Source organism: Actinomadura pelletieri DSM 43383, assembly GCF_003634705.1.
GTDB classification, from domain to species: domain Bacteria; phylum Actinomycetota; class Actinomycetes; order Streptosporangiales; family Streptosporangiaceae; genus Spirillospora; species Spirillospora pelletieri.
In genome coordinates this window covers 273,025-298,344 of sequence record NZ_RBWU01000007.1, presented here as the reverse complement: position 1 = coordinate 298,344, position 25,320 = coordinate 273,025, and the positions used below count along the sequence as shown (strand labels likewise).

Annotated in this window: 22 protein-coding genes; 15 read left to right on the top strand and 7 right to left on the bottom strand. The window is 71.3% G+C overall.

Annotated features, from left to right (window positions below):
• Positions 1-43 precede the first annotated feature (43 nt).
• Together BZB76_RS29590 and BZB76_RS29585 are read left to right on the top strand one after the other, a co-directional pair.
• Positions 44-1,414: an FAD-dependent oxidoreductase gene (locus BZB76_RS29590; RefSeq protein WP_121437969.1), complete on the top strand. Its 1,371-nt coding sequence runs from the start codon at positions 44-46 to the stop codon at positions 1,412-1,414.
• A gap of 71 nt (positions 1,415-1,485) precedes the next feature.
• Positions 1,486-1,851: a hypothetical protein gene (locus BZB76_RS29585; protein ID WP_121437713.1), complete on the top strand. Its 366-nt coding sequence runs from the start codon at positions 1,486-1,488 to the stop codon at positions 1,849-1,851.
• 475 nt (positions 1,852-2,326) lie between these two features.
• Here the strand turns inward: BZB76_RS29585 and dxs are convergent, their stop codons facing one another.
• Positions 2,327-4,267 (bottom strand): 1-deoxy-D-xylulose-5-phosphate synthase, encoded by a 1,941-nt coding sequence (gene dxs, locus BZB76_RS29580; RefSeq protein WP_121437712.1) that lies wholly within the window; start codon positions 4,265-4,267, stop codon positions 2,327-2,329.
• Positions 4,268-4,411: 144 nt separating this feature from the next.
• Between dxs and idi the strand changes: the two genes are divergently transcribed.
• From idi to BZB76_RS29565, 3 genes are all read left to right on the top strand, one after another.
• Complete coding sequence (gene idi, locus BZB76_RS29575; protein WP_121437711.1) at positions 4,412-4,990, top strand: isopentenyl-diphosphate Delta-isomerase; 579 nt, start codon at positions 4,412-4,414, stop codon at positions 4,988-4,990.
• A gap of 252 nt (positions 4,991-5,242) precedes the next feature.
• Complete coding sequence (locus tag BZB76_RS29570) at positions 5,243-5,671, top strand: ASCH domain-containing protein (RefSeq protein WP_121437710.1); 429 nt, start codon at positions 5,243-5,245, stop codon at positions 5,669-5,671.
• 131 nt (positions 5,672-5,802) lie between these two features.
• Positions 5,803-6,414, top strand: coding sequence for a Uma2 family endonuclease (locus BZB76_RS29565; protein WP_170180811.1), 612 nt, complete (start codon positions 5,803-5,805; stop codon positions 6,412-6,414).
• Here BZB76_RS29565 and mug read toward each other — a convergent pair.
• On the bottom strand, positions 6,380-6,964 hold the full coding sequence (gene mug, locus BZB76_RS29560; protein WP_121437708.1) for a G/U mismatch-specific DNA glycosylase: 585 nt from the start codon (positions 6,962-6,964) through the stop codon (positions 6,380-6,382). The two genes, BZB76_RS29565 and mug, sit on opposite strands and share 35 nt — an antisense overlap.
• Entirely contained in the window at positions 6,964-7,683 is a 720-nt protein-coding gene (locus BZB76_RS29555; protein ID WP_121437707.1) for a sulfite exporter TauE/SafE family protein, read from the bottom strand. Before BZB76_RS29555 ends, mug begins: the two co-directional genes overlap by 1 nt.
• A 165-nt stretch (positions 7,684-7,848) precedes the next feature.
• Here BZB76_RS29555 and BZB76_RS29550 point away from each other — a divergent pair, with 165 nt between their 5' ends.
• Together BZB76_RS29550 and BZB76_RS29545 are read left to right on the top strand one after the other, a co-directional pair.
• The gene (locus BZB76_RS29550; RefSeq protein ID WP_147449600.1) at positions 7,849-8,247 is read left to right on the top strand and encodes a hypothetical protein; all 399 of its coding nucleotides are present in this window, start codon (positions 7,849-7,851) and stop codon (positions 8,245-8,247) included.
• A 39-nt stretch (positions 8,248-8,286) separates the two neighbouring features.
• Positions 8,287-8,907 carry a LysE family translocator gene (locus tag BZB76_RS29545; protein WP_121437968.1) on the top strand — a complete coding sequence of 207 codons (621 nt, stop codon included), beginning with the start codon at positions 8,287-8,289 and terminating at the stop codon, positions 8,905-8,907.
• 36 nt (positions 8,908-8,943) lie between these two features.
• Here the strand turns inward: BZB76_RS29545 and acnA are convergent, their stop codons facing one another.
• Positions 8,944-11,709 carry an aconitate hydratase AcnA gene (gene acnA, locus BZB76_RS29540; protein WP_121437967.1) on the bottom strand — a complete coding sequence of 922 codons (2,766 nt, stop codon included), beginning with the start codon at positions 11,707-11,709 and terminating at the stop codon, positions 8,944-8,946.
• Positions 11,710-11,923: 214 nt separating this feature from the next.
• Between acnA and BZB76_RS29535 the strand changes: the two genes are divergently transcribed.
• The gene (locus tag BZB76_RS29535; RefSeq protein ID WP_170180810.1) at positions 11,924-12,838 is read left to right on the top strand and encodes an aminoglycoside phosphotransferase family protein; all 915 of its coding nucleotides are present in this window, start codon (positions 11,924-11,926) and stop codon (positions 12,836-12,838) included.
• 101 nt (positions 12,839-12,939) lie between these two features.
• Positions 12,940-13,218 carry a DUF1905 domain-containing protein gene (locus BZB76_RS29530; protein WP_121437704.1) on the top strand — a complete coding sequence of 93 codons (279 nt, stop codon included), beginning with the start codon at positions 12,940-12,942 and terminating at the stop codon, positions 13,216-13,218.
• Between the two features lie 19 nt (positions 13,219-13,237).
• Here BZB76_RS29530 and BZB76_RS29525 read toward each other — a convergent pair whose 3' ends face one another.
• Together BZB76_RS29525 and BZB76_RS29520 are read right to left on the bottom strand one after the other, a co-directional pair.
• The gene (locus BZB76_RS29525) at positions 13,238-15,643 is read right to left on the bottom strand and encodes an NACHT domain-containing protein (RefSeq protein ID WP_121437703.1); all 2,406 of its coding nucleotides are present in this window, start codon (positions 15,641-15,643) and stop codon (positions 13,238-13,240) included.
• 52 nt (positions 15,644-15,695) lie between these two features.
• The gene (locus tag BZB76_RS29520; protein WP_147449599.1) at positions 15,696-16,010 is read right to left on the bottom strand and encodes a hypothetical protein; all 315 of its coding nucleotides are present in this window, start codon (positions 16,008-16,010) and stop codon (positions 15,696-15,698) included.
• A 207-nt stretch (positions 16,011-16,217) separates the two neighbouring features.
• Between BZB76_RS29520 and hpnC the strand changes: the two genes are divergently transcribed.
• From hpnC to hpnH, 6 genes are read left to right on the top strand one after another with little or no spacing between them, the layout of a single operon-like run.
• On the top strand, positions 16,218-17,087 hold the full coding sequence (gene hpnC / locus BZB76_RS29515) for a squalene synthase HpnC (RefSeq protein WP_121437701.1): 870 nt from the start codon (positions 16,218-16,220) through the stop codon (positions 17,085-17,087).
• Positions 17,084-18,001, top strand: coding sequence for a presqualene diphosphate synthase HpnD (hpnD, locus tag BZB76_RS29510; protein WP_121437700.1), 918 nt, complete (start codon positions 17,084-17,086; stop codon positions 17,999-18,001). The genes hpnC and hpnD overlap by 4 nt, the downstream gene beginning before the upstream one ends.
• Complete coding sequence (hpnE, locus tag BZB76_RS29505; RefSeq protein ID WP_121437699.1) at positions 17,998-19,344, top strand: hydroxysqualene dehydroxylase HpnE; 1,347 nt, start codon at positions 17,998-18,000, stop codon at positions 19,342-19,344. The genes hpnD and hpnE overlap by 4 nt, the downstream gene beginning before the upstream one ends.
• Positions 19,341-20,351, top strand: a complete 1,011-nt coding sequence (locus BZB76_RS29500; RefSeq protein ID WP_121437698.1) for a polyprenyl synthetase family protein — start codon at positions 19,341-19,343, stop codon at positions 20,349-20,351. Before hpnE ends, BZB76_RS29500 begins: the two co-directional genes overlap by 4 nt.
• Entirely contained in the window at positions 20,351-22,240 is a 1,890-nt protein-coding gene (gene shc, locus BZB76_RS29495; protein WP_121437697.1) for a squalene--hopene cyclase, read from the top strand. The genes BZB76_RS29500 and shc overlap by 1 nt, the downstream gene beginning before the upstream one ends.
• Positions 22,241-22,244: 4 nt before the next feature.
• Positions 22,245-23,249, top strand: a complete 1,005-nt coding sequence (hpnH, locus tag BZB76_RS29490) for an adenosyl-hopene transferase HpnH (RefSeq protein ID WP_121437696.1) — start codon at positions 22,245-22,247, stop codon at positions 23,247-23,249.
• On the opposite strand, the gene BZB76_RS29485 is transcribed toward hpnH, so the two are convergent.
• Entirely contained in the window at positions 23,223-25,232 is a 2,010-nt protein-coding gene (locus tag BZB76_RS29485; protein WP_121437695.1) for a bifunctional phosphatase PAP2/O-acyltransferase family protein, read from the bottom strand. The genes hpnH and BZB76_RS29485 overlap by 27 nt on opposite strands.
• Between the last annotated feature and the right edge of the window lie 88 nt (positions 25,233-25,320).

Genomic DNA, 25,320 nt, shown 5'->3' with positions numbered 1-25,320 from the left:
CGAACGGTGTCGTTTTGGCCGCCGGGTGGGCACAATGGCGCGCATGGCACCTCCACTGCTCGTCGCGGTGATCGGCTCCGGGCCCGCGGGAATCTACGCCGCCGAGGCGCTCGTCAAACAGACCGGCGGCGACGTCCGCGTGGACCTGTTCGACCGGCTGCCGTCCCCCTACGGGCTGGTGCGCTACGGCGTCGCGCCCGACCACACGTCGATCAAGTCGATCGCCCGGTACCTGCAGAAGGTGCTGGAGAACCCGGCCGTCCGGTTCTTCGGCTGCGTCGAGCTCGGCCGCGACATCGGCCGCGCCGACCTGCTGGAGTGCTACGACGCCGTCATCTACTCCACCGGCGCCATGGTCGACCGGCACCTGCGGATCCCCGGCGAGAACCTGCCCGGCAGCGTCGCCGCGACCGACTTCGTCAACTGGTACTGCGGGCACCCCGACGCCGCCGACCACGCCTTCGACCTGTCGGTCGAGGAGGTCGCGGTGATCGGCGTCGGGAACGTGGCCGTCGACGTCGTCCGGATCCTCGCCAAGTCGGCGGACGAGTTGCGCGCGACCGACGTCCCCGAGCAGGTCATCGAGGCGCTGTCGCGCAGCCGCGTCAAGCGCGTCCACATGGTCGGACGGCGGGGGCCCGCACAGGCCAAGTTCACCACCAAGGAGGCCCGGGAGCTCGGCGAGCTGGCGAACGCGGGCATCCACGTCAGCCCCGCGGACATGGACCTCGACCCGGCGAGCGCCGAACTCGCCGAGAGCGACCGGCACGTCCGCGGCAACATCAAGGTCCTGAACGGCTGGACCGCCGAGCCGCCCGCCGACCGGCCCCGCCGCATCGACGTGCGGTTCTGGCGCGCCCCCGTCGAGATCATCGGCACCGACCGGGTCGAGGGTCTGCGCCTGGAGCGGACCCGGCTGGACGACACCGGCCGTGTCACCGGCACCGGCGAGTTCGAGACGCTGCCCGTCGGCATGGTGCTGCGCTCGGTCGGCTACCAGAGCGTCCCGCTGGACGGCGTCCCGTTCGACGAACGCAGCTCCACCGTGCCGAACGACGGCGGCCGCGTCCTCGGCCCCGACGGCGTCCCCGCCCCCGGCGAGTACGTCGCCGGGTGGATCAAACGCGGGCCGACCGGAGTCGTCGGCACCAACAAGTCCGACGCCGCCGAGACCGTCCGCAACCTCCTCGACGACCTGCTGGACGCCGGGGCCGCGCGCACGCCGCCGAAGCGCACCATCGAGGAACTGCTGGAGTCGCGCGTGGCGTCGCACGGCCTGCGGGCCGTCACCTACGACGACTGGCTCAACCTCGACGCCGCCGAGATCGCCCTCGCCCGCAGCCTCGACCGCGGCGAACGGGTCAAGCTGGCCCGCTGGGACGCGATGACGTCCGCGTGCCACACCCGGAAATAATCCGGCCGCGCCCCGATATCCCACCGGGAAGGTAGTGACGGGACTGTCACTCTGGCGCTACGGTGCGGCCTGTGACCGGCGGTCCGCAACTGTACGGGTTCCCTCCACCCGAAACGGTCCCCGACCTCAGGTGGCTCGGCCCCGACTACGTTTCCGTGCTCGTGCGCGACCTGACGCGGGGCCTCCTGCGCCAGGACCCGCGCACGTCCGTCATGGGCGTGCGGTGCGAGGGCGAGCCCCGGCTCGACCCCCTGGTCGACACGTCCGGTGTCATCCGCGCGCACGACGCGTGCTTCCCGCTCCAGGTCTTCGTCCGCGACGGGTCGGGACGCCCGTGGCGCCTGCGCGGACGATGGACGTACTCGGGCCGCGGACTCGGCACGTCCGCGGCGTCCGTCACCCACTCCTGGCACCTGCTGTCCGCCGAGGGCGTCTAGAGCACGTGTCGAAGTGGCCTCACCCCCCGCACGCGAACGCATTACCTGCCCGGTGCAGCAACGCCAAAGGCGAGCGAAACCGGACAGATCGCGAAGCGATGCGTGTTCGCCCAGGAACGGTCACGCAGCGAGCCGCCAGGCGAGCGTAGTGGGCCGGTCCTGCAAGAAACACAGCCTCAGCCCGCACGCGAACGCGTGACCCGCCCGGTGGAGCGATGCCGAAGGCGAGCGAAGCCGGGCGGATCGCGAAGCGATGCGCGTTCGCCCCAGGAACGGTCACGTAGCGAGCCGCCAGGCGAGCGAAGTGGGCCGGTCCTGCAATAAACACAGCCCGCACGCGAACGCGTGACCCGCCCGGTGGAGCGATGCCGAAGGCGAGCGGAACCGGGCGGATCGCGAAGCGATGCGCGTTCGCCCCAGGAACGGTCACGCAGCGAGCCGCCAGGCGAGCGTAGTGGGCCGGTCCTGCAAAAAACTAGTCCCGGTCAGAGGTCTCCCGGTCCGACGCGTCGGCCGGAGCGTGGGGCCCGGTCGAGGTGATCCGCGCGGTGTGCTCGGTGATGTCGCGGGCCAGCGCCTGCGGTGTCAGGCCGATGTCGGCGAGGATCTCGCCGCGCGCGGCGTGGTCGAGGAACTCCTGCGGGATGCCGAACGTGCGGATCGGGGCGTCGACCTCGGCGTCGCGCAGCAGCCGCGCGACGGCGTCGCCGACGGCGCCGGTGCGGCCGTTGTCCTCCGCGACGGCGACGAGCGAATGCTCGCGGGCCAGGTCGGCCAGCGCCGGGTCGAGCGGCTTCACCCACCGCGGGTCGACGACGGTGACGCCGATGCCCTGCGCGGCGATGAGCCCGGCGGCCTCCACCGCCGCGGTCGCCATCGCCCCCACCGCGACGAGCAGGACGCGGGCGCCGTTGGAGCCGTCATGGCGGGCCAGCACGTCCATGGTGCCGACCGTGTCGACCGCCTCGATGTCGTCGGCGGCGGGCCCCTTCGGGTACCGGATCGCGGTCGGACCGTCCGACACGGCGACGCACTCGCGCAGCAGCTCGCGCAGCCGGGAGCCGTCGCGCGGCACGGCGACGCGCATCCCGGGAACGAGCTGGAGGATCGACATGTCCCACATGCCGTTGTGGCTGGGCCCGTCGTCACCGGTCACACCCGAACGGTCCAACGCGAACGTGACGGCCTGCCCGTGCAGCGCCGTGTCCATGAGGACCTGGTCGAACGCGCGGTTGAGGAACGTCGCGTACACGGCCACGACCGGGTGCAGGCCGCCCATCGCCAGACCCGTCGCGGACGTGACGGCGTGCTGCTCGGCGATGCCGACGTCGAAGATGCGGTCGGGGAACGCCTCGGCGAACGGGGCGAGGCCCACCGGGTGGAGCATCGCGGCGGTGATGCCGACCACGTCGCCGCGCTCGCGGCCGATCGCCACCATCTCCTCGCCGAAGATCTTCGTCCAGGCGGGGCCGCCCTTCTTGCGGACGAACTCGCCCGTGGCGGGATCGAACGCGCCGCCGCCGTGCATGCAGTCCTCGTCGTCGTTCTCCGCCGGGGCGTAGCCGCGCCCCTTGGTGGTGATGCAGTGCACGATGACGGGACGGCCGAACCCGCGGGCCCGGCGCAGCGCGCGTTCGACGGCGTCCTCGTCGTGACCGTCGATCGGGCCGACGTACTTGATGCCGAGGTCCTCGAACATGGCCTGCGGTTGCAGGACGTCCTTGATGCCCTTCTTGATGCCGTGCAGCGCCTCGTAGGTGATGCCGCCGAGGACCGGGGCGCGCGGCACGGTCTTCTTGATGAGGCTGAGCGCGTTCTCGTAGCCCTGCGTGACGCGCAGGTCGGCGAGGTGGGACGCGAGCCCGCCGATCGTCGGCGCGTACGAGCGGCCGTTGTCGTTGACGACGATGATGACGGGACGGTCGGCGCCCGCCGCGATGTTGTTGAGGGCCTCCCAGCACATGCCGCCGGTCAGCGCGCCGTCCCCGACGACCGCGACCACGGCCCGGTCGTCCTCACCGCGCAGCTGGAACGCCTTGGCGAACCCGTCGGCGTACGACAGCGCGGTCGACGCGTGCGAGTTCTCGATGATGTCGTGCTCGGACTCGGCGCGGCTGGGGTAGCCCGACAGCCCGCCGCGCCGGCGCAGCCGGTCGAAGTCGTGCCGCCCGGTCAGCAGCTTGTGCACGTAGGCCTGGTGCCCGGTGTCGAACAGGAACTTGTCGTGCGGCGAGTCGAACACCCGGTGCAGCGCGATCGTCAGTTCGACCGCGCCGAGGTTGGGCCCCAGATGGCCGCCGGTCTTGGAGACCGCCTGGACGAGGAACTCGCGGATCTCCTCCGCGAGTCGAGACAGTTGAGCGGCGTCCAGTCGTTTGAGGTCCCCCGGACCCGAGATCGACTCCAGCAAGCTCACTCGCTCTCAACTCCTCCGTCGCGTCTCCCCCGGCACGGGCCGTTCCGAGTTTAATCCCGGTTCGCCCACGACGCGCCGGAGGCCTACGCCCGCCGCACCGCGAAACGACTGACCCCGACCCCCCGCATGGGGTAGTAAGAAAGCATGGTCGTCGAAGAGATCGTGCTGCTCAACGCGGACGACGAGGCCGTCGGGACGGCTCCGAAGCACGCGAGCCACCACACCGACACGCCCTACCACCTGGCATTTTCATGCTATGTCGTCGATACGGAGGGTCGCGTACTGATCACTCAGCGCGCCCTGGGAAAAAGGACATTCCCGGGCGTATGGACGGGAAGCTGCTGCGGCCACCCCGGCCCCGGCGAGGGCCTCCGCGACGCCGTCCTCCGGCGACTGCGCGACGAACTCGGTCTCCCGGACGCGGACCTCACCTCCGTCCTGCCCCGGTTCCAGTACCGGGCCGTCGCCGAGGACGGGACCGTCGAGAACGAACGCTGCCCGGTCGTCCGCGCCACCGTCCCCGCGAACGGGGCCGTCCACCCGAACCCCGAGGAGGTCGAACGCGCCGAGTGGTGGACCTGGGAGCGCTGCCTGGAACTCACCGAACGCCCCGAGTCCTCACCCTGGTACCGCCTCCAACTCGCCGAACTCGCGCCACTCGGCGCGCCCCGGGACTGGCCGGACGCGGGACAGCACGACCTGCCCCCCGCCCTGAACTGGTAGCCGCGAGCCACACCTGCCCGTCAACCACTCGGCCATCTCGCGCGTCACATGGATGTTTCCGAGGAGAGCCGCACCGGGAATCGAACGGACGTCCGATATTCCCGGGTGGCAACGACCCGCTCACCTTCTCCACTGGAATTTCCGCCGGGATGCGCCTAACCTCTCGGGCATCACTGCGCGGTGTACCGGCGTCTCGCCGGCCTCGGGGGATCCCGTGGCGGTGGAGAGAAGGCGAGCACTGGAGGTGACCGCGTGCAGGCGATCAGTGTTCAGCAGCCCTGGGCTTTCGCGATCGCGCGAGGCGGCAAGTCCGTCTCGAACCAGGGCATGCCGACCGCCTACCGCGGACCGATCCTCATCCACGCGTCCATGCGCGTCGACCTGAAGGCCTGCGACTCCCCGCTCATCCAGGCCGCCGGCTGGGACCCTCGCGATCCCCTTGCGACCATCGGCGCCGTCATCGCCGTCGCCGACCTCGACCACGTCTGCTCGCCCACCGACACCTGCGACTGCGGCCCCTGGGCGGAACCCGGCATGCACCACTGGCACCTCACCGCCGTCCGCGCCCTTCCCCGCCCCATCGTGGCCCTCGGCCGCCCCGGCCTCTGGGAACCGAAACCCTCCCTCGTCACCGCGGTCACCACGATGTTCACCACCGCCACCCTCCACAACGCCACCTGAGAGTAAAGAAGCAACTACGCTAGGTCGCGAATGTTGGGCGGGGTTCAGGTCCCCGCGTGGATCTGTCATGCCACCAACGGGAGCGGAACATGGGCGTCGCGCACGATCATTACGGGCATGGCCCGTACACGGTGGAAGACCTGCACGCCCGAGAGGACGAAGGCCGAGGCCTCGAACTCGAGGACGGTTGGCTGGTCGAGCTGTCGCCCAACCCGCTGCACAACATCGCCTACCGAAGGTTGCAGGGACTCATCGAGGAGTCCGCCCACCGGGCGGGCTCCTTCGTCTTCGTGGACGGCGGAAGCGGCTGGGAAATCGGGACGAGGGTCGGCATCCGCAAGCCCGATGTCTTCATCGTTCCCGGGGAGGTCGCCGACTCGTGGTTCGACGGCGACTGCCCGACCACCATTCCAGGCTACGAGTTGCTTCTCGTAGCGGAGGTGGTCTCGCCGCACAGCGGAAGTGAAAGCAGGGATCGGCTCCGCAAACCCGGAGAGTACGCGGCGATGGGGATACCCCAGTACTGGATGGTCGACTACAGACCGGTACCCCGCGTCCAGGTGTTCGTCTTGGATGGACACGATGACGGTTCCACCGGCAAGAGGGTCGGCGGTTATCGACTCGACCAGGCGGCTGAAGCAGGAGACTTCCTGGAAGTCGAGGTGTCAGCCGACAAACCGTTCACCGTTCGGTTCGATCCGAAACTACTCACGGAGCGTCCGAGGCGTCTGACGGATCTCTGAGGGCGTCGGCGGCCTCGCGGAGGCGGGTGAACTCGGCGGCGATGCGGGCGAGGGGCCAGGACGCGTTGAGGCCGCTCGGGTTGGGGAGGACCCAGACTCTCGCGGGCCCGAACATGTCGTCCTGCGGGCCGATCTGTGTGCGGGGACGGCCGAAGGCGGTGCGGTAGGCGGTGACGCCCGCGACGGCGAGGTAGGCCGGGCGGTACCGCTCGACGAGGGCGGTGAGGCGGCGTCCGCCCTCGCGCAGTTCGGTGTCGGTCAATTCGTCGGCGCGGGCCGTGGTGCGGTGCGCCAGGTTGGTGATGCCGAGCCCGTAGGAGGGCAGGAGGTCCTGCTCGGACGGGTCCAGAAGGCGGTCGGTGAAGCCCGAACGGTACAACGCGGGCCAGAACCGGTTGCCGGGGCGGGCGAAGTGGTGGCCGGTCGCACCCGAGTAGAGACCGGGGTTGATGCCGCTGAACAGGACCCTGAGCGTGCCGCCGTCCGGTGGCAGGACGTCGGGGACGACACGGTCGCGAGCGGCCTCCAGGTCGGCCTTCGAGGGGCGCATCAGATCAGGTTACGGGCGATGAGGGCCACCGCGGACGCGCCCACGACGATGAGGAGCGCGCGGCGGACGCGTCCGGCGTCCAGGTAGGAGCGCAGCGGCCCGGCGAGGACGAACCCGGCCAGGACGAACGGCAGCAGTTCCAGGCCCGCGGTGATCTGCCGGGCGGGGAGCTGCCCTGCGGCGGCGAGGGTCGCCAACGACAGCAGCGCGCCCGCGACGAAGAACACGGCGAGGGTCGCGCGGACGCGGGGTCCGCTCTCCCGCTGGTAGAGCAGGGCGAGCGGTGGGCCGCCGATGCCGGACGCCGTGCCGGTGGCACCGGAGATGACCCCGGCGGTGGTGAGGGTCCCCCGGTTCCTCGGCACCTCGCGCGACCAGGTGGTGGCGGCGAGCGCGGCGAGGACGACGACGCCGATGACGATGCCGAGGGCACGGGCGGGAACGGCCGCGACGAGCAGGACGCCGAGCGGTGTTCCGGCGACGCGCCCGCCGAACGCCCAGCCGAGACCGCGCAGATCGGCGTCCCGTACCTCCTGGGCGAGGGTCGCCAGCGGCAGAACCGCGGCGACCACGAGGACCGCCCCCGGCATCAGCGACGGGAACAGCATCGTCACGATCGGGGTCGCGACCAGTCCGACACCCAGACCGACGCTGCTCTGGACGATCGCGCCGACCAGCGCGGCCAGCCCGCCGATCAGGAGGAAGTCGAGATCCGGCACGCCATAGAACGGTACAGGCCGCCAGAAACGGACGTTCCACCGCTGTCTCCCGGCTGTCGGGTTGATCTATCCTTGCGGTCGGAGCAGCGCGTCTCCGGCAGGCCGCCCGCGTCCGGGCGGGCCCGAGGGTGACAGTTCGCCGCCGCCCCCGAGGAGGCGATCGCCGTGAACATTCTGATGTGGCTCTGTCAGGGGTTATTGGTCGTTCTCCTGCTGCCGCAGGGTGTCGTGGGAATGCGGCACATGGTCGTCCGGTGGCGGAAGCCCCTGATCGCGCAGGCCAGTGACGGGCTGGTGGCGCGGGCGGGCGGAGTTCCGACGGGCGCGTTCCCCGCCTGGCTGGTCTTCGCCGACTGTCTGGTGTCGTTGCTCGTCCCGGTGCTGGTCGTCGTTCCGTGGTGGACGGGCTGGTACTCGGTGGTGACGCCGCTGGCCGCCGCCGGGCTGGTCGTCTTCAACGTGCTGCAACTCGCGACGAGCTACGGGCGCATGTTCGCTCGCGCCCTGGTCGTGACCGGGGCGCCGGCGCTGGTCGTGGCCCTGGTGGGTTTCGCCGAGCTGTAAGGCTTCAAAGGGGCGGACACTCCTGAGAGAATGATCCTCATGCTGACGGCCTGCATCGCCTTCGCCCTCGTGGCCGCCCTGATGACGATCACGCCGGGTGTGGACACGATGCTCGTTCTGCGTACGACCGTGACCAGTGGTCGGCGGACCGGTTATCTCGCCAGCGTGGGGGTCGTCACCGGGTTGCTGTGCTGGGCGGCGGCGAGTGCCGCCGGGTTGACCGCGCTGCTGGCGGCGTCCCGTGTCGCGTTCGACGTGTTGCGGATCGCGGGCGCCTGTTACCTGCTGTGGCTGGGCGGTCAGGCGCTGTGGCGGAACCGCCGGAAGGTGCGCGACGGCGAGGACGCGCCGGACACGGGCGTCTCAGGGTTGACGGCGTTGCGCGTCGGGCTGACGAGCAACCTGCTCAACCCCAAGGTCGGCGTCTTCTACATGAGCATGCTTCCGCAGTTCATCCCGGACGGGGCGCCGACGTTCGCGACGAGCATGCTGTTCGGCGTCATCCACGTCCTGGAGGGGCTGCTGTGGCTCCTGGTCGTCGTCCTCGCGGCGGGGGCGGCGCGCGGCGTTCTGACGCGTCCGGCCGTCAAGCGGCGCCTTCAGCAGGTCACCGGGGTGGCGTTCATCGGGTTCGGCGTCCGCGTGGCCGTCGAACGGTGAAGCGGGCCGCCCCCGCGGGGGCGGCCCGTTCAACGACTACTTGCGAATGAGGTTGCGCAGGACGTACTGGAGGATGCCGCCGTTGCGGTAGTAGTCCGCCTCACCGGGGGTGTCGATGCGGACGGTCGCGGAGAACTCCTTGCCGTCGGCGCGGACGGTGACCTCGTCGGGGACGCCGCCCTCGTTCATCGCGGTGACGCCGGTGATGTCGAACGTCTCGGTGCCGGTGAGGCCGAGGGACTCGGCGGACTCACCGTCCTTGAACTGGAGCGGCAGCACCCCGAGGCCGATGAGGTTCGAGCGGTGGATGCGCTCGTACGACTCGGCGATGACGGCGCGGACGCCGAGCAGCGCCGTGCCCTTGGCCGCCCAGTCGCGCGACGACCCGGAGCCGTACTCCTTGCCCGCGATGACGACGAGCGGCGTGCCCTGCGCGGCGTAGTTCTGCGCGGCGTCGTAGATGAACGACTGGGGCGCGCCCTCCTGGGTGAAGTCGCGGGTGAAGCCGCCCTCCACGTCGTCGAGGAGCTGGTTGCGGAGCCGGATGTTGGCGAACGTCCCGCGGATCATGACCTCGTGGTTGCCGCGTCGGGAGCCGTAGGAGTTGAAGTCCTTCACGGCGACGCCGTTGTCCTGGAGGTACTGCGCGGCGGGCGTGCCGACCTTGATGGCCCCGGCCGGGGAGATGTGGTCGGTGGTGACCGAGTCGCCGAGCTTGGCGAGCACCCGCGCGCCGTGGATGTCGGTGACGGGCTCCGGCTCGGCGCTCATGCCGTCGAAGTACGGGGCCTTACGGACGTAGGTGGACGACGGGTCCCACTCGAACAGGTCGCCGGTGGGGATGTCCAGGCCGGTCCAGCGTTCGTCGCCCTTGAAGACGTCGGCGTAGCTCGCCGCGAACATCTCCTGGCCGATGGACGACTCGACGATCGCGGCGACGTCCTCGGGCGCGGGCCAGATGTCGCGCAGGTAGACCGGGCCGTCGGCGCCGTCGGCGATCGGGTCGTTGAGGATGTCGACGTCCATCGTCCCCGCGAGCGCGTAGGCGATGACGAGCGGCGGCGACGCGAGGTAGTTCATCTTCACGTCGGGGCTGATGCGTCCCTCGAAGTTGCGGTTGCCGGACAGCACCGCCGTGACCGCGAGGTCGTTGTCGTTGACGGCCTTGGAGATCTCCGGCTGGAGCGGGCCGGTGTTGCCGATGCAGGTGGTGCAGCCGTACCCGACGAGGTTGAAGCCGATCTTGTCGAGGTAGGGGGTGAGTCCGGCGCGTTCGAGGTAGTCGGTGACGACCTGCGACCCGGGCGCGAGGGAGGTCTTCACCCACGGCTTGCGGGTGAGGCCCTTCTCGACCGCGTTCTTCGCCAGCAGCGCCGCGCCGATCATCACGTACGGGTTGGACGTGTTGGTGCAGGACGTGATGGCGGCGACGGCGACATGACCGTGGTCGAGTTCGAACTCCGTCCCGTCCTCCAACGTGACCGGGACCCGCTTGTGCGGACGGTGCGAGCCGTCGGCGTCGACGTGCCGTGGCTTGTCCCCGTTGCTCTGCCGGGTGACCGCCGGGCTGTCGGAGGCGGGGAAGCTCTCGTTGGACGCCTCGTCCAGCGTGCCGAGCACGCTTCCGACGTAGTTCTGCACGTCCCGCCGCCAGGTCTTCTTGGCCTGGGCGAGGGAGATCCGGTCCTGGGGGCGCTTGGGTCCGGCCAGCGACGGCACGACCGTCGCCAGGTCGAGCTCCAGGTACTCGGAGAACTCCGGCTCGACGGACGGGTCGAGCCACAGCCCCTGCGCCTTGGCGTACGCCTCGACGAGCGCGATCTGCTCCTCGCTGCGTCCGGTGAGCCGCAGGTAGCTCAGCGTCTCGTCGTCGATCGGGAAGATGGCGCAGGTGGAGCCGAACTCGGGGCTCATGTTGCCGATCGTGGCGCGGTTCGCCAGCGGCAGCGCGTGCACCCCCTCGCCGTAGAACTCGACGAACTTGCCGACCACGCCGTGCTCGCGCAGCATCTCGGTGACGGTCAGCACCAGGTCGGTCGCGGTCGTTCCGGCGGGCAGCTCACCGCTCAGCTTGAAGCCCACCACGCGCGGAATGAGCATGGAGATCGGCTGGCCGAGCATCGCGGCCTCCGCCTCGATGCCGCCGACGCCCCAGCCGAGCACGCCGATGCCGTTCTCCATCGTGGTGTGCGAGTCGGTGCCGACGCACGTGTCGGGGTAGGCGACGCCGTCGCGGTCGAACACCACGCGCGCGAGGTGCTCGATGTTCACCTGGTGGACGATGCCGGTGCCGGGCGGGACGACCTTGAACTCGTCGAACGCCGTCTGCCCCCACCGCAGGAACTGGTACCGCTCACGGTTGCGCTCGTACTCCCGCTGTACGTTGCGCTCGAACGCGTCCGGGGAGCCGAAGTAGTCGACGATGACCGAGTGGTCGATGACCATCTCGGCGGGCGCCAGCGGGTTGATCCTGCTCGCGTCGCCGCCGAGGTCGCGGACGGCCTCGCGCATCGTGGCGAGGTCCACCACACAGGGCACGCCGGTGAAGTCCTGCATGATCACCCGGGCGGGGGTGAACTGGATCTCCTTGTTCGGCTGCGCCTTGGGGTCCCACTGGCCGAGCGCGCGGATGTGCTCCGCCGTGACGTTCGCGCCGTCCTCGGTGCGCAGCAGGTTCTCCAGCAGCACCTTGAGGCTGTACGGGAGTCTGGCCGAGCCCTCGACGGCGTCCAGCCGGTAGATGTCATACGACCTGTCGCCAACCTGCAGCTTGTCAAGGCTGCCGAAGCTGTTCGCGGACACGGACTCCTCCTCCGTCACCACCGCGTGTCCGGTCCGGGACATGAGCACGCGGCGCATCATCTCGATCTCGTATGTCGATCCTGCCCTAGCCGGGCTTCTGACCGGGAATCAGGTCCGGCTAACTTCCACCGCTCTTCTCTTGATGTCAAGCTACTTCCAATTTATCTCGACATCGAGTTACTTGCACCCCGGTGAAGATGGCAGGATCGACCTTGTGATCACTCCCCCTCCCGTCCTCGTCCGGAACGCGCTCAACGTCTGGGGCGCGGACGGCCGCCGCTGGCTGGACGAACTACCCCGTGTCGCCGACGCCGTCGCCCGGGACTGGGGCCTGCGCCTCGGACGCCCGTACGAGCTGAGTTACCACTGGGTCGCGGAGGCGACGCGGGAGGACGGGTCGGCGGCGGTGCTGAAGCTCGGCCCGACCCGGCCCGGCCACCTCGCCGTGGAGGCGGCGGCGCTGGAGTTCTGGGACGGGCGCGGCGCCGTGCGGCTGCTCGCCCATGACGCGGAGCGCGGCGCGCTGCTGCTGGAACGTGCCACCCCCGGAACGCTTGCCCGCGACCTCGTACCCGAGCGGGACGAGGAGGCCACGGCCGCGGTAATCGACGTGATACGGCGGCTGCACCGTCCCGCCCCACCCGAGAGCCCGCTGCCCGATCTCGTGAAGGCGGGCGCGGGTTTCACCAGGCATCTGGACCGCTTCCCCGGGGACGATCCGCTGCCCCGGCATCTGGTGGAGCGGGCCGCGAAGCTCTTCGAGGAACTGTGCGGCGACGCGACGGAACGGGTCGTCCTGCACGGCGACCTGCACCACGACAACGTGCTGCGGGCGGAGCGGGAGCCGTGGCTGGCCATCGACCCGCACGGCTACGTCGGCGACCCCGGCTACGAGACGGGCGCCCTGCTCTACAACCCCGACCCCGCCGACCGCGACACCGCCCTGCTCAAGCTGGTGCCCGCGCGGATCGAACAGCTCGCGGACGCTCTCGGCCTGCCGCGCGAGCGGGTGGAGGCGTGGGGCTTCGTCGTGTGCGTGCTCTCCGAGGTGTGGACGACCGAGGACGGCGGCGACCCGGACGGCCGCCCGCTCGACGTCGCGCTCCAGCTCCTCCCCCGGCTGAGCTGACCGCACGGAGCGGAGAGCCCGATTTCGTCGGGCATGGCGATGAGATTCGGCGTCACGGACGGTCTGCATCTGGGTAGGACACCCTCAGAGAGGACGCCACCATGACGACGAATCTCGACAAGCGGTTCACCGCGACGCTGCGGAAGAGCCCGGCCAAGGGCGGCTGGACGTACGTGATCTGGCCCGAGTCGGCGGAGTTCTTCGGAACGCGGGGCCTGGTCAAGGTCAAGGGGACCATCGACGGGCACCCGTTCCAGGGCTCGTTCATGGCGCTCGGCGACGGCAACCACAAGTTGGCCGTGAAGGCGGAGGTCCGCGAGACCCTCGGCAAGGACGTCGGCGACGACATCACGGTCCATCTGACCGAACGCCTCCGCTAGGTCCGCCGAAGGTCGGTGATCAGTAGATGTAGTTTCCCCCGGGCCCTTGGAGCGGGGCGGCCTCCGGAAGCTTCAGTGCCGTGGGAGAGGGGCCCCGTTCCAGGTTCTTCCGGGCCGCGGGCGCATAGGTCGGATGTTCCGAGTCGATCGCCAACCGGTAGAACTCCTCGGCCGTCTTCCACCACTTCGTGACATCGGCGTTCTTGGTGGAGGTGAGGGAGTACAGGCACTCCGCGAGCTCGAACGCCGCCGCGGGTGACAGGTCGGGGTGCCCCGAGTTGAACACGAGCCGATGCGCGGAGACGATGGTGTCCACGATCCACTTGTCCAACCTTCGTTTTCCCTCGCCGTCCGGTTCGGGAATCATTTTCCGCGCCACGTCGAGCGCGGCGGGCGCGAACACTTCCGCCGGCAAATGGTTACCGGCATAACGAAGTTGTTTCAGGACGAGCCTGTCGCCCTTTCCGGTCCGCGCGTTGTTCAGTACGGCTTCGGGGGTCATGTCGGCGACCGGAAGGCCGCCTTGCCGGTAGCCGTTCGGAACGTCGTCCACATCCAGTCCGGCGAAGTACTCGAGAAGGAGACGATGGTAGAACCTGTGTCCGCCTCCGACCTGGATGAGCAGCATTCTTGAAACCGCGAGATCCAGGAAGCGGAGATACCGGAGCGGGAGGAGTCCGTCCGATGCGAGCAGCGCGCGCGTGCACCAGTAGCTGACCAGTCTTCGCCCGACGCACAGGTATCCGGCGCACAAGCCCAGCAGTCCGCCGGTGACGGCGCCGACTCCGCCGTTCAGGACGCCGAGGACGGCCGCGGCGGGCACGCCGATCGCCAGCGTGAGGTCGAGGCCCAACCAACTCTCCAAGGTGAGGGCCTTGCCCGGCGGAAACTCATGGAACTCCCGACGCGAAACCGGGGCCGGGTCGGCGAAGACCATCAGGGTCGCGAACAGCGCGGCGAAGAACGCTCCCATCGCCGCGTAGTCGATAAGGGCCCCCGACGTGAAAGCCGTTTTCAGAGAGTGGGTGATACTTGCGACGGTGCCGCCGACCACTCCACCGCCGAGGGCGAAGACGACGATCAACCCGATGGCGATCGTCGCCATCTCCTTCACTGTCGAGACGAGTTGTCCGGCCCGGCTGCCGCCCATCGGGCCTCTCAGTTCGTTCTGTGAGATGAGGCTGCCGAAACCGGCGAGAACGGCCATGGCCGACGCGAACGGAGTCGCCAGGCGCCGGTCGAAAACGATGTCGGTGAGCAGATAGCACAACGTACCGGTCAACGCGACGACGGGAAGTGCGGTCGCGGCCAGCACGAGTCTCTTCTTTCCCGAGGGCAGCCAACCGCGCGTGACCATCTCGATGTGGAAGACCGTCTCCAGACGAACTCCCAGGGCCCTCGCCGTGTAGGCCAGCCATCGGACGACGTTCTTCCTGTCCAGTTGGGAGCGGCCCGGACGACCGCGGAGGGTGCGGTCCACGAACGCGTCGATCAGGCGGGTGCGACGCTCCGGCAGCGGACCGCGCTCCAACGAGATCTCCTCCGCCGGGAGACCTTCGTAGGCGCGGACGGCGATGCCGAGCAGGAACGGGGTCTGGAGAAGCTCCCACAGGGTCGGGTCGGCGCCGAGCGCCTCGCGCATTCCGGCGAGGGGCGCGCCGAAGCGATCCAGATAGCCGTCCACCTGCGAACGTGTCAGGGGCTGCACGTGAAGCGCCGACTTGAACCCCAGCTTGAACCCCAGGGTCGCGTACTCGGCGACACGGCTACAGACGACGACCGGAAGCAGACCGTCCTCGGCGTGGAACGCGTCGATCGCGCGGGCGCAGGCGACACGATGCTCCAACGCGACCTCGTCGAGGCCGTCGAGGAGCGGCAGGATCCGGCGTTCCTCGACCCACAGCCGGGCGACGTCCGGCGGAACGCTGTAAGGCGTGGCCGTCAGTTCGTCGACGAGCCACTGCCTCAGCGACGTCTCCCCCTGCCAGGAGCCGAGGTGGAACACCACGGGAATCGGCTTCGTCTCGTCCTCGGCCTCGTCGAGGAGTTCGCGCAGGAGTTGGAGCAGCATGGTGCTCTTCCCCGCGCCCGGAGCGCCGACGATGAGCAGGCTGCGCCGCGTCCGCAGGACCTGGCCGGGGGTGACGCCCCGCTCCAGCGGCACCGACGTGTGATCGGGCTCCTCGAGGTGCACGTCCCAGGGGTTGTCGACCATGTCGGGGCGGTCTTCGAGGCCGAGTTCGAGGACGGTCCTGCGGTAGATCGACCGGTCGAGGACCCCGTCGATCCAGATGTGGCGCAGCGCGTCCAGCATGGTCCGGCGGTCCTCGGGGTGGACGGCCCGTCCCGTGCCGCGCCCGCCGAGATACACGTTCATGATCGCGTCTCGTCCGATGCGCGACCGGCGGACGATCTGTTTGACCACCGGCCCCCCGCCACCCCGTCCGGCGAAGGTCCGTCCGCGACCGGGGACGCGTTCAGCCATTCTGTTCTTGGTTCAGGTCCCCGCTGATCTGGGACCCGCTCACCGTCTGTTCCCCCGGACCGTCGAGTCTCTGTCGGACGTTACCGCCGACGGTCGTGCGATCGACCTGCTGGGTCCGCGACGACTCGGAGCCCGTGGCGATGGTCAGCCACGCCTGCAACGCCCCGCCGACCAGCACCACCACGCCGGTGAACGCCCACCAGGCGGCGGTCCAGTTCTGTGTGAGCATTCCCGTCGCCACGTTGGCCAGCGCGGCCGCCACGACCGTTCCACCCGCCGCGAGGCCCCGCCGCCGCGCAGTACTCACCGCTGCCTCCCACCGGAACGGCCCGAAATCCGCCACTCTCCAGTATCGCGATCGGACGACGGAACCGGCCCTCATTCCCCGAGACCGGCCGGAGAAGGTCAACCCCGTGGGCGGCCGTTTCCTGGAACGGTCCGGGCCGGGTAAAGCGGCGCTTCACGAAGTCCATACCTTGGCCAGGGTTTCCCCGGTGCCGGTCCGGTCGATCTCATGGAGGTGATCATTGATGCGTCCTGGAGCCTGGAGGAGCGGGACCGCGAGTCGGACCGGCTCGCCGCGCGGGAGAACTTCCCGGTCGCGGCGCGGCTGCTGCCGGCCCGGCACCGCGCCGGGCTGCGGGCCGTCTACGGGTTCGCCCGGCTCGTCGACGACATCGGCGACGAGGCGCCGCCGGAGCAGCGGTCCAAGCTGCTCGGCCTGGTGGACGACGACCTCGACCGCGTGTTCGCCGGACGGACGCCGAACCTGCCGCAGCTGCGCAGGCTGGCCCCGGTCGTGCACGCGCACCGGATCCCGGCGGATCCGTTCCGCGACCTGATCCGCGCCAACCGGCAGGACCAGGTCGTCCACCGGTACGAGACGTTCGGGGACCTGGTGGCGTACTGCGCGCTGTCCGCGGCGCCGGTGGGACGCGTGGTCCTGCACCTGTTCCGCGCCCACCGGCCCGGCCTGGTGGCGGCGTCCGACGACGTCTGCACCGCGTTGCAGCTCATCGAGCACTGCCAGGACGCCGGGGAGGACTACCGCGACGGCCGGATCTACCTGCCGGGCGAGGACCTGCGGCGGTTCGGCTGCGCCGAGGACGATCTGGCGCGGGCGGTGACGCCGACGCGGCTGCGGGGCGTGCTGGCGCTGGAGGCCGGGCGGGCCCGCGAACTCCTGGACCGGGGGGCCGCGCCGCTGATGGCGGACCTGACGGGCTGGGCGCGGATCGCCGTGGCGGGCTATGTCGCCGGGGGCCGGGCGACGCTGGCCGCGCTGGAGCGCGGCGGTTACGACGTGCTGGCGCATCGACTGCGTCCACAACGCGCGGGGCTTCTGGCCGGATGGGCCCGGGGCCTGGGAAGGGGAAGGCGATGACGGTTTCGGAGGCGTGCGAGCGTTCCGACCGGGTCCTTGACGCTTATCGGCACTGTGAGCGGGTGGTGCGCGAGGAGGCCCGCAACTTCTCCTACGGGATCCGGCTGATGCCGCCGCCGAAGCGGCGGGCGATGAGCGCGATCTACGCGTTCGCGCGGGGCGTCGACGACATCGGGGACGGTCCCGAGCCCGCGTGCGTCCGGCTGGACCTGCTGGACCGGTCGCGGCGGCGGCTCGGGACGGTGCGCGAGGTGCTGCGGCGCCGCGCCGACGTCCAGGCCCTGGAGGGCCATCCGGTGCTGACCGCGCTGTCGGACGCGGCGGACCGCTACCCGATCCCGCTGGACGCGTTCGACGAGCTGATCGACGGGTGCGAGGACGACGTCCGCGACGCCGACTACAAGACGTTCGACGACCTGCTGCGCTACTGCCGCCGGGTGGCGGGATCGGTGGGGCGGCTGTCGCTCGGGGTGTTCGGCTCGGACGGGCGGCAGCGCGCCGAGGGGCTCGCGGACTCGCTCGGCGTCGCGCTCCAGCTCACCAACATCCTGCGGGACCTGCGCGAGGACCGGCTGGCGGGCCGCGCCTACATCCCCGCCGAGGACCTGGACCGGTTCGGCTGCACGCTGCGGCTGGACGACTCCGGCATGTTCGTCGACCCGCCGTCGCGGCTGAACGAGCTGATCGGCTTCCAGGCGGAGCGGGCGCGGGCCTGGTACGCCGAGGGCCTGCGGCTGCTGCCGCTGCTGGACCGCCGCAGCGCCGCGTGCACGGCGGCGATGGCGGGCATCTACCGGCGGCTGCTGGAGACCATCGCCGAACATCCCTCCGCCGCGCTGAACACGAGGGTGTCGCTGCCCGCCTGGCAGAAGGCGGTCGTGGCGGCGCGGGCACTGTCGGGGGTGGAGCGATGAGCGTCGTCATCGTCGGCGGCGGCCTCGCCGGAATCAGCGCCGCGATCGCGTTGCGGGAGTCGGGCGTGCCGGTGACGCTCGTGGAGGCCCGGCCCTGGCTGGGCGGCGCCACGCACTCGTTCGGGCACGGGGACCTTTGCGTCGACAACGGCCAGCACGTCTTCCTCCGCTGCTGCACCGCGTACCAGGGGTTGTTGCGCAGGCTGCGTGCCGAACACCTGGTGTCGGTGCAGGACCGGTTCGACGTGCCGGTCCTGCGGCCGGGGACGCGGCCCGCGCGGCTGCGGCGGTCGAGCCTGCCGGGCCCGCTGCACCTGCTGCCCGCCCTGGCCGGATACTCGCCGCTCCCTCTCACCGACCGGGTTCGGGGCCTGCGCGCCGCGGCCGCGATGCGCGCGCTCGACCCCGCCGACCCGGCGCTCGACGACGTGTCGGCCGGGGCGTGGCTGGCCCGGCACGGGCAACGGACGTGGGCGCGGCAGGCGCTGTGGGGGCTGTTCCTCACGTCCGCGTTGAACGCCGAGGTCGACGACGCCGCGCTCGGCCTCGCGGCGATGGTGTGCCGCCGCGCGCTGTTCGGCCGCGCCGACGCCGCCGACATCGGGATGCCGCTCGTGCCGCTGGCCGAACTGCACGGCGGCCCCGCGCTGCGGCGGATCGCCGAGATGGGCGGGACGGTCCGGCTGAAGGCGAAGGTCGAGGCGATCACCACCGACCCGAAGGTGGTCGTGGACGGCGCGCCGATCGCGGCCGACGCGGTCATCGTGGCGGTGCCGCACGAGGCGGCGGCGCGGCTGCTGCCCGCGCAGGCGCTGCCGGACCCGTTGCTGTGGCACGAGCTGGACGCCAGCCCGATCGTGAACGTGCATGTCGTCTACGACCGGAAGGTCCTGGACGTGCCGTTCGCCGCGGCGGTCGGCTCGCCCGTGCAGTGGGTGTTCGACAGGTCGACGGTGAGCGGGCTGCGGGGCCCCGGCCAGTACCTGGCGGTGTCCCTGTCGGCCGCCGACCGCTGGATCGACATGTCGACCGCGGAGATCCGGGGCCGGTTCGTGCCGGAGCTGCGCAGGTTGCTGCCCGCGGCGCGGAGCGCGTCCGTCCGGGAACTGTTCGTGACGCGGGAGCGGCGGGCGACGTTCCGGCAGCGTCCCGGCTGCGCGGCGGTCCGGCCCGCCGCGGCGACCCGGGCGCCCGGCCTGTTCCTGGCGGGCGCGTGGACCGACACGGGGTGGCCGGACACGATGGAGGGCGCGGTGCGCAGCGGTCTCACCGCGGCCCGCCTCGTCCGCCGCCACCTGGAGCGGGCGCCGGAGCGGGCGGCCGAGGGGGTGGGAGTCCGGTGACGGCGGTTCCGGTGTCCCTGACCGATGTCCGCGAGCTGGTCGACGGCGCGTTGCGCGCCGCGGTCGGCCGGCTCGACCCGCGCACCTACCGCGTCGCCGCCTACCATCTCGGCTGGACCGACGAGGAGGGCCGTCCCCGCGCGGCCCCGGCCGGGAAGGCGCTGCGCCCGGCGCTGGCGCTGCTGTCGGCCCGCGCCGCCCTGGCCCCGCAGGAGAGCGCGCTGCCCGGCGCGGTCGCGGTGGAGCTCGTACACGCGTTCTCGCTGCTGCACGACGACATCATGGACGGCGACCGGACCCGCAGGCACCGCCCGGCCGCGTGGACGATCTTCGGTGAGGCGTCCGCGATCCTCGCCGGTGACGCGCTGCTCGCGCTCGCCGGGGAGGTGCTGCTGGAGGCGCCGGGGCAGGGGTCGGCGCGGGCCGCGCACGCGCTGGCGGCGGCGACCCGCGGCCTCATCGCCGGCCAGTCCCTCGACATGGACTTCGAGACCCGCCGGAAGATCGGACTGGACGAGTGCGTGGCGATGGCGGCCGGCAAGACCGCCGCGCTGCTGGCGTGCTCCTGCGCGATCGGCGCCGTCCTGGACGGGGCGCCGGAGTCGCTGTCGGACGCGCTGGAGGCCTTCGGCGCCGATCTCGGCATCGCGTTCCAGCTCGTGGACGATCTGCTCGGCATCTGGGGCGACCCCGACGCGACCGGCAAGCCCGCGCTGTCGGACGTGCGGTCCCGCAAGATGTCGCTGCCGGTCGTCGCCGCGCTGAACGCCGAGGGGCCGGAGGCCGAACGCCTCGCCGAGCTGTACGGGCGCGCCGACCTCTCCGAGGACGGCCTGCGGGAGGTCGCGGCGCTCGTCGAGGCGGCGGGCGGACGAGCCTGGGCCGAGATGGAGGCCGAGCGCCGGATCCAGCGCGCCGCCGAACATCTGGCATCGGCCCGGCTGCCCGAACCGGTCCGCGCCGAGTTCCTGCGCGTCGCCGACTTCGTCACCCGCCGGGACCACTGATGACGGCGGTGGAGGAGCCCACCACGGGCCGTCGGAACGCGCGGCGGACCGCCGCCGAGGCGCTGGAGGCCGCCCGCGACCATCTGCTGCTCCTCCAGTCGCCCGAGGGCTGGTGGAAGGGCGAGTTGCAGACCAACGTCACGATGGACGCCGAGGATCTGCTGCTGCGGGAGTTCCTCGGCATCCGCACCGACGACGACACCCGCGAGGCGGCCCGCTGGATCAGGTCGCAGCAGGCCCCGGACGGCACCTGGGCCAACTTCCACGACGGGCCGCCCGAACTGTCCACGACCGTCGAGGCGTACGTGGCGCTGCGGCTCGCCGGCGACCCGCCCGAAACGCCGCACATGGCCCGCGCCGCCGCCTACATCCGCGGCGAGGGAGGCGTTCCGGCGACCCGGGTGTTCACGCGTTTCTGGTTGGCGATGCTCGGCCGGTGGTCGTGGGACGACCTGCCGGTCGTGCCACCGGAGATGATCTTCCTGCCGCGCTGGTTCCCGCTGAACGTCTACGACTTCGCGTGCTGGGCGCGGCAGACGATCGTCCCGCTGTCGGTCGTGGGCGCGCTTCGACCCGTCCGGCCGCTGCCGTTCGACCTGGGCGAGCTGTATCCCGGCTACGACGTCCCGCTGCCGGACAGGCGCGCGCCGTCGGGCTGGGACCTGGCGTTCGGGACGCTCGACAAGGCCCTGCACGTGTACGAGCGGCGCCCGGTCCGGGCGTTGCGGCGTGCGGCGCTGCGCCGCGCCGCCGACTGGATCGTCGCGCGGCAGGAGCGGGACGGTTCCTGGGGCGGGATCCAGCCGCCGTGGGTGTACTCGGTGCTGGCCCTGCACCTGCTCGGCTACGGCCTCGACCATCCGGTCCTCCGGCGCGCCCTGGACGGTCTCGAACGGTTCACGATCCGCGACGAGCGGGGGCGGCGCGTCGAGGCGTGCCAGTCGCCCGTCTGGGACACCGCGCTCGCGATGACCGCCCTCACCGACGCCGGACTGCCCGCCGGGCATCCCGCGGTGGAACGGGCCGCCGACTGGCTGATCCGCGAGGAGGTCAAGGGCCCCGGCGACTGGTCGGTGCGGCGCCCCCACCTCCCCCCGGGCGGTTGGGCGTTCGAGTTCGACAACGACGGCTATCCCGACGTCGACGACACCGCCGAGGTGGTCATCGCGCTGGACCGGGTCGAGCACCCGGCGGCGGAACCGGCGATCGAGCGGGGCGTGCGCTGGATGGCCGGGATGGCGTCCCGGGACGGCGGGTTCGGCGCGTTCGACGCCGACAACACCCGCGCGCTGTGCCGCAGGCTGCCGTTCTGCGACTTCGGCGAGGTGATCGACCCGCCGTCCGCCGATGTCACCGCGCATGTCGTGGAGGCGATGGCGCACCGGGGCATGGCCGACTCGCGGCTGGTGAAACGGGCCGTGGTGTGGCTGCTGAAGGCGCAGGAGCCGGACGGGTCGTGGTTCGGCCGGTGGGGCGCCAACCACGTGTACGGGACGGGCAGCGTCGTGCCCGCGCTCGTCGCGGCGGGCGTCCGCCCGGACGGGCCCGTGATCCGGAACGCGGTCGGCTGGCTGGAACGCCACCAGCGCGACGACGGCGGCTGGGGCGAGGACCTGCGCTCCTACCGCGACCGGTGCTGGGTCGGGCACGGCGCGTCCACCGCGTCGCAGACCGCGTGGGCGTTGCTGGCGCTGCTCGCCGCCGGTGAGCGCGGCGCGTCCGTCGAACGCGGCGTCCGGTGGCTCGTCGAGCGGCAGCGCGAGGACGGCACCTGGGACGAGGACCACTTCACCGGCACCGGGTTCCCCGGCGACTTCTACATCAACTACCACCTGTACCGCCTGGTGTTCCCCCTCAGCGCGCTGGGCCGCTACCTGAAGGGGTCGTGAACACATGGCGATGCCACTGCGCCAGAGCCTCCGCGTCGGTGGGCACATCCTGCGCAACCGGCTCCGCGGCCGGACGCGGTTCCCGCTGATCGTCGAACTGGAGCCGCTGTACGCGTGCAACCTGGCGTGCGCGGGCTGCGGGAAGATCCAGCATCCCGCGGACGTGCTGAAGCAGCGGATGCCGGTGGAGCAGGCCGTCGCGGCGGTCCGCGAGTGCGGCGCGCCGATGGTGTCGATCGCGGGCGGCGAACCGCTCATGCACCCCCAGATCGGCGAGATGGTCGCCGAACTCGTCGCGATGAAGCGGTACGTGTTCCTGTGCACGAACGCGGCGCTCGTCCCGAAGAAGATCGACCTGTTCGAGCCGTCCCGGTACTTCGCGTGGGCGGTGCACATCGACGGGCTGCGGGAGCGGCACGACGCGTCCGTCTGCAAGGAGGGCGTGTTCGACCAGGCCGTGGACGCGATCAGACTGTGCCGGGAGCGGGGGTTCCGGGTCACGACGAACACGACGTTCTTCAACACCGACACCCCGCAGACGGTGATCGACGTCCTGGACTATCTCAACGACGACCTGCGCGTCGACCAGATGATGATCTCCCCGGCGTACGCGTACGAGAAGGCGCCCGACCAGGAGCACTTCCTCGGCGTCCGGGAGACGCGGGAGCTGTTCCGCAAGGCGTTCGCGGGCGGGCGGCGGCGCCGCTGGCGGCTCAACCACTCGCCGCTGTTCCTGGACTTCCTCGAAGGCAGGGTCGACTTCCCGTGCACGGCGTGGGCGATCCCGTCGTACTCGCTGAAGGGCTGGCAGCGGCCCTGCTACCTGATGGACGACGGCCACGCCGCGACCTACCAGGAGCTTCTCGACACGACCGACTGGACCGCCTACGGGCGGGGCCGCGACGACCGCTGCGCGAACTGCATGGCGCACTGCGGGTACGAGCCGACCGCCGTGTTCGCGACCGTGGGGTCGCTTCGGCAGTCACTCCGCGCGATGCGCAGCGTCTGACGGCACGGGCTCGTCCCGCAGTTCCTCGATGACGTCGTGGACGGCGTCCATCAGCGCGCCGGCGTCGTCCACGAGGCCGGGGTCGAGGGAGAGCCCGAAGCACAGTTCGCGGGCGACGCCGAGCCCGGCGAGCGCGAACGGCGTGCCGGGCGCGAGCGGGACGATCGGGTACACGGCGGTGAGCGGGGCGCCCGCGAGCCGCAGCGTCGTGTCGGGCCCCGGGAGGCTCGACACGGTGCCCTGGAGGAAACGGCCGCTGTAGGCCATCCGCGCGAAGCGGGCGTGCAGCGGGCCGGGCAGGATCCGTCCCGCCTGCCACATCACGGTCCACGCGGCCTGCGCCCGCGTCCCCGACCGCAGCACGCGGCTGCGCCGGGAGATCAGCGCGAGCCGTTCGGTCTCGGGCATCGGGCCGAGCGGCAGGTCCACCATGACGGCGGTGGTGTGGTTGCCGACCATGGCGCTGCCGGGTGGCCGCATCATCAGCGGAACGGCGACGCGGCAGGTGCCGGGGGCGTCGTCGCGGGCGCCGACGGTCCGGTTCAGCGCGCCCGCGACCGCGCACAGTACGACGTCGGTGACCCGGGCGCCGTGCCGGCGGCCCACCTCCCGCACGGTCCCGAGCGGAAGGTGCATGGTGCCGAACCGGCGCTCGGACGTCCCTGCGGCAGGCAGCCGATCGGGCGGCGCGGTGTCAACGGCGAGCTGACCCAAACCGATCACGGTGGCCAGGGCCTTCCGGATCGGCCTGCGCGGGGGTCGGGTGCCGACCGGTTCGGGCGGCGGGTCCATCAGATGCACGGCCTGGGCGACGATGCCGACGCCGTCGGCGACGACATGGTGCATCAGGTACACGACCGCGGTACGGCCCGGGGCCGCGCCCTTCACCACGACCATGCGCCACGGCGGACGGTCGAGCGGCAGCGGCCGCGACTGGAGTTCGGCGACGACGGCGCGCAGCCCGTCCATGCCGTCGACATGCCGCTCGGTGACGTGCCAGTCCCAGTCGACGTGGTCGTGGGGGCGCCAGACGGGACGGCGCCAGCGGCCCCGGCGGACGAGCCGCTGCCGGAACCGGGGCAGCCCGTCGAGCCGCTCCTTGATGACCCGGACGAGGTCGGCCGGGCCGACGTCCCGCCGCGAGATGTCCAGCATGATCACGCCGCCGGCGTGCTGCGGGGCGGTGGGCGTCTCCACGGCGAGGAAGAACGCGTCGGGACCCTCGGCCCGCGCGGGCGCCGGACGGGCCATGCGTTCCGCCACGTACACGGACACGACCACGAACGGCACGGCGGCGACCGCGTCCAGGACGAAGTGGTTCGCGGTGGCGAGGATCACGTACAGGGTGACCAGGACGTGGACGGCGTTCACCACCTGCACCCAACGCCTGGCGTGCACGCGGGCGAGTTCGACGCCGACCCACAGCGTCCACCCCATGTGCAGCGACGGCACGGCGGCGTACTTGTCGGCGTGCTCGACCAGCGGCGACCCCCACGAGCCGAACGTGCCGCCCAGCAGGACGGTGTCGACGAACCCGAGGTCGGGCATGAGCCGCGGCGGCATGACCGGGTAGAGCGCGAACGTCGTGAGGCCGCCGAGGTTGAGCAGGATGAACGCGTTGCGGGCGATCCGGTACCGCTCGGGATGCCGCACGAACAGGTAGATCAGCAGGGCGAGCGCGCTGGCGATGTAGGTGATCGCGTACTCGTAGTTGGCCAGGACCCGTAGGAGCGACTGGTTCGCCAACCAGCCGTTGAGACCCAGCTCGACATCGATGTGCAGGGTCTTCTGGAGGTTGTGGATCGCCTCGCCGTGCTCGCGGGCGGTGGCCGTCCTGCCCTCCATGGGCAGTTTGGCGACCACCGTGTAGAGCGCGAACAGCAGCAGCCCGATCAGCAGCTCGCGGCGGACGCGCAGCCCTGGGCCGTGCGCGTCCGTCGTGAGGACCGCGTCCCTGGCGGTCACCGCTTCCTGTGCGCCCATCGTCCTTCCCCTACGGCTGTTACCCACGTTTCCCGGCGATCAGACGGCCATGACCGGAATTAAGGATCATGTCCGGTTCGCCGCGCGG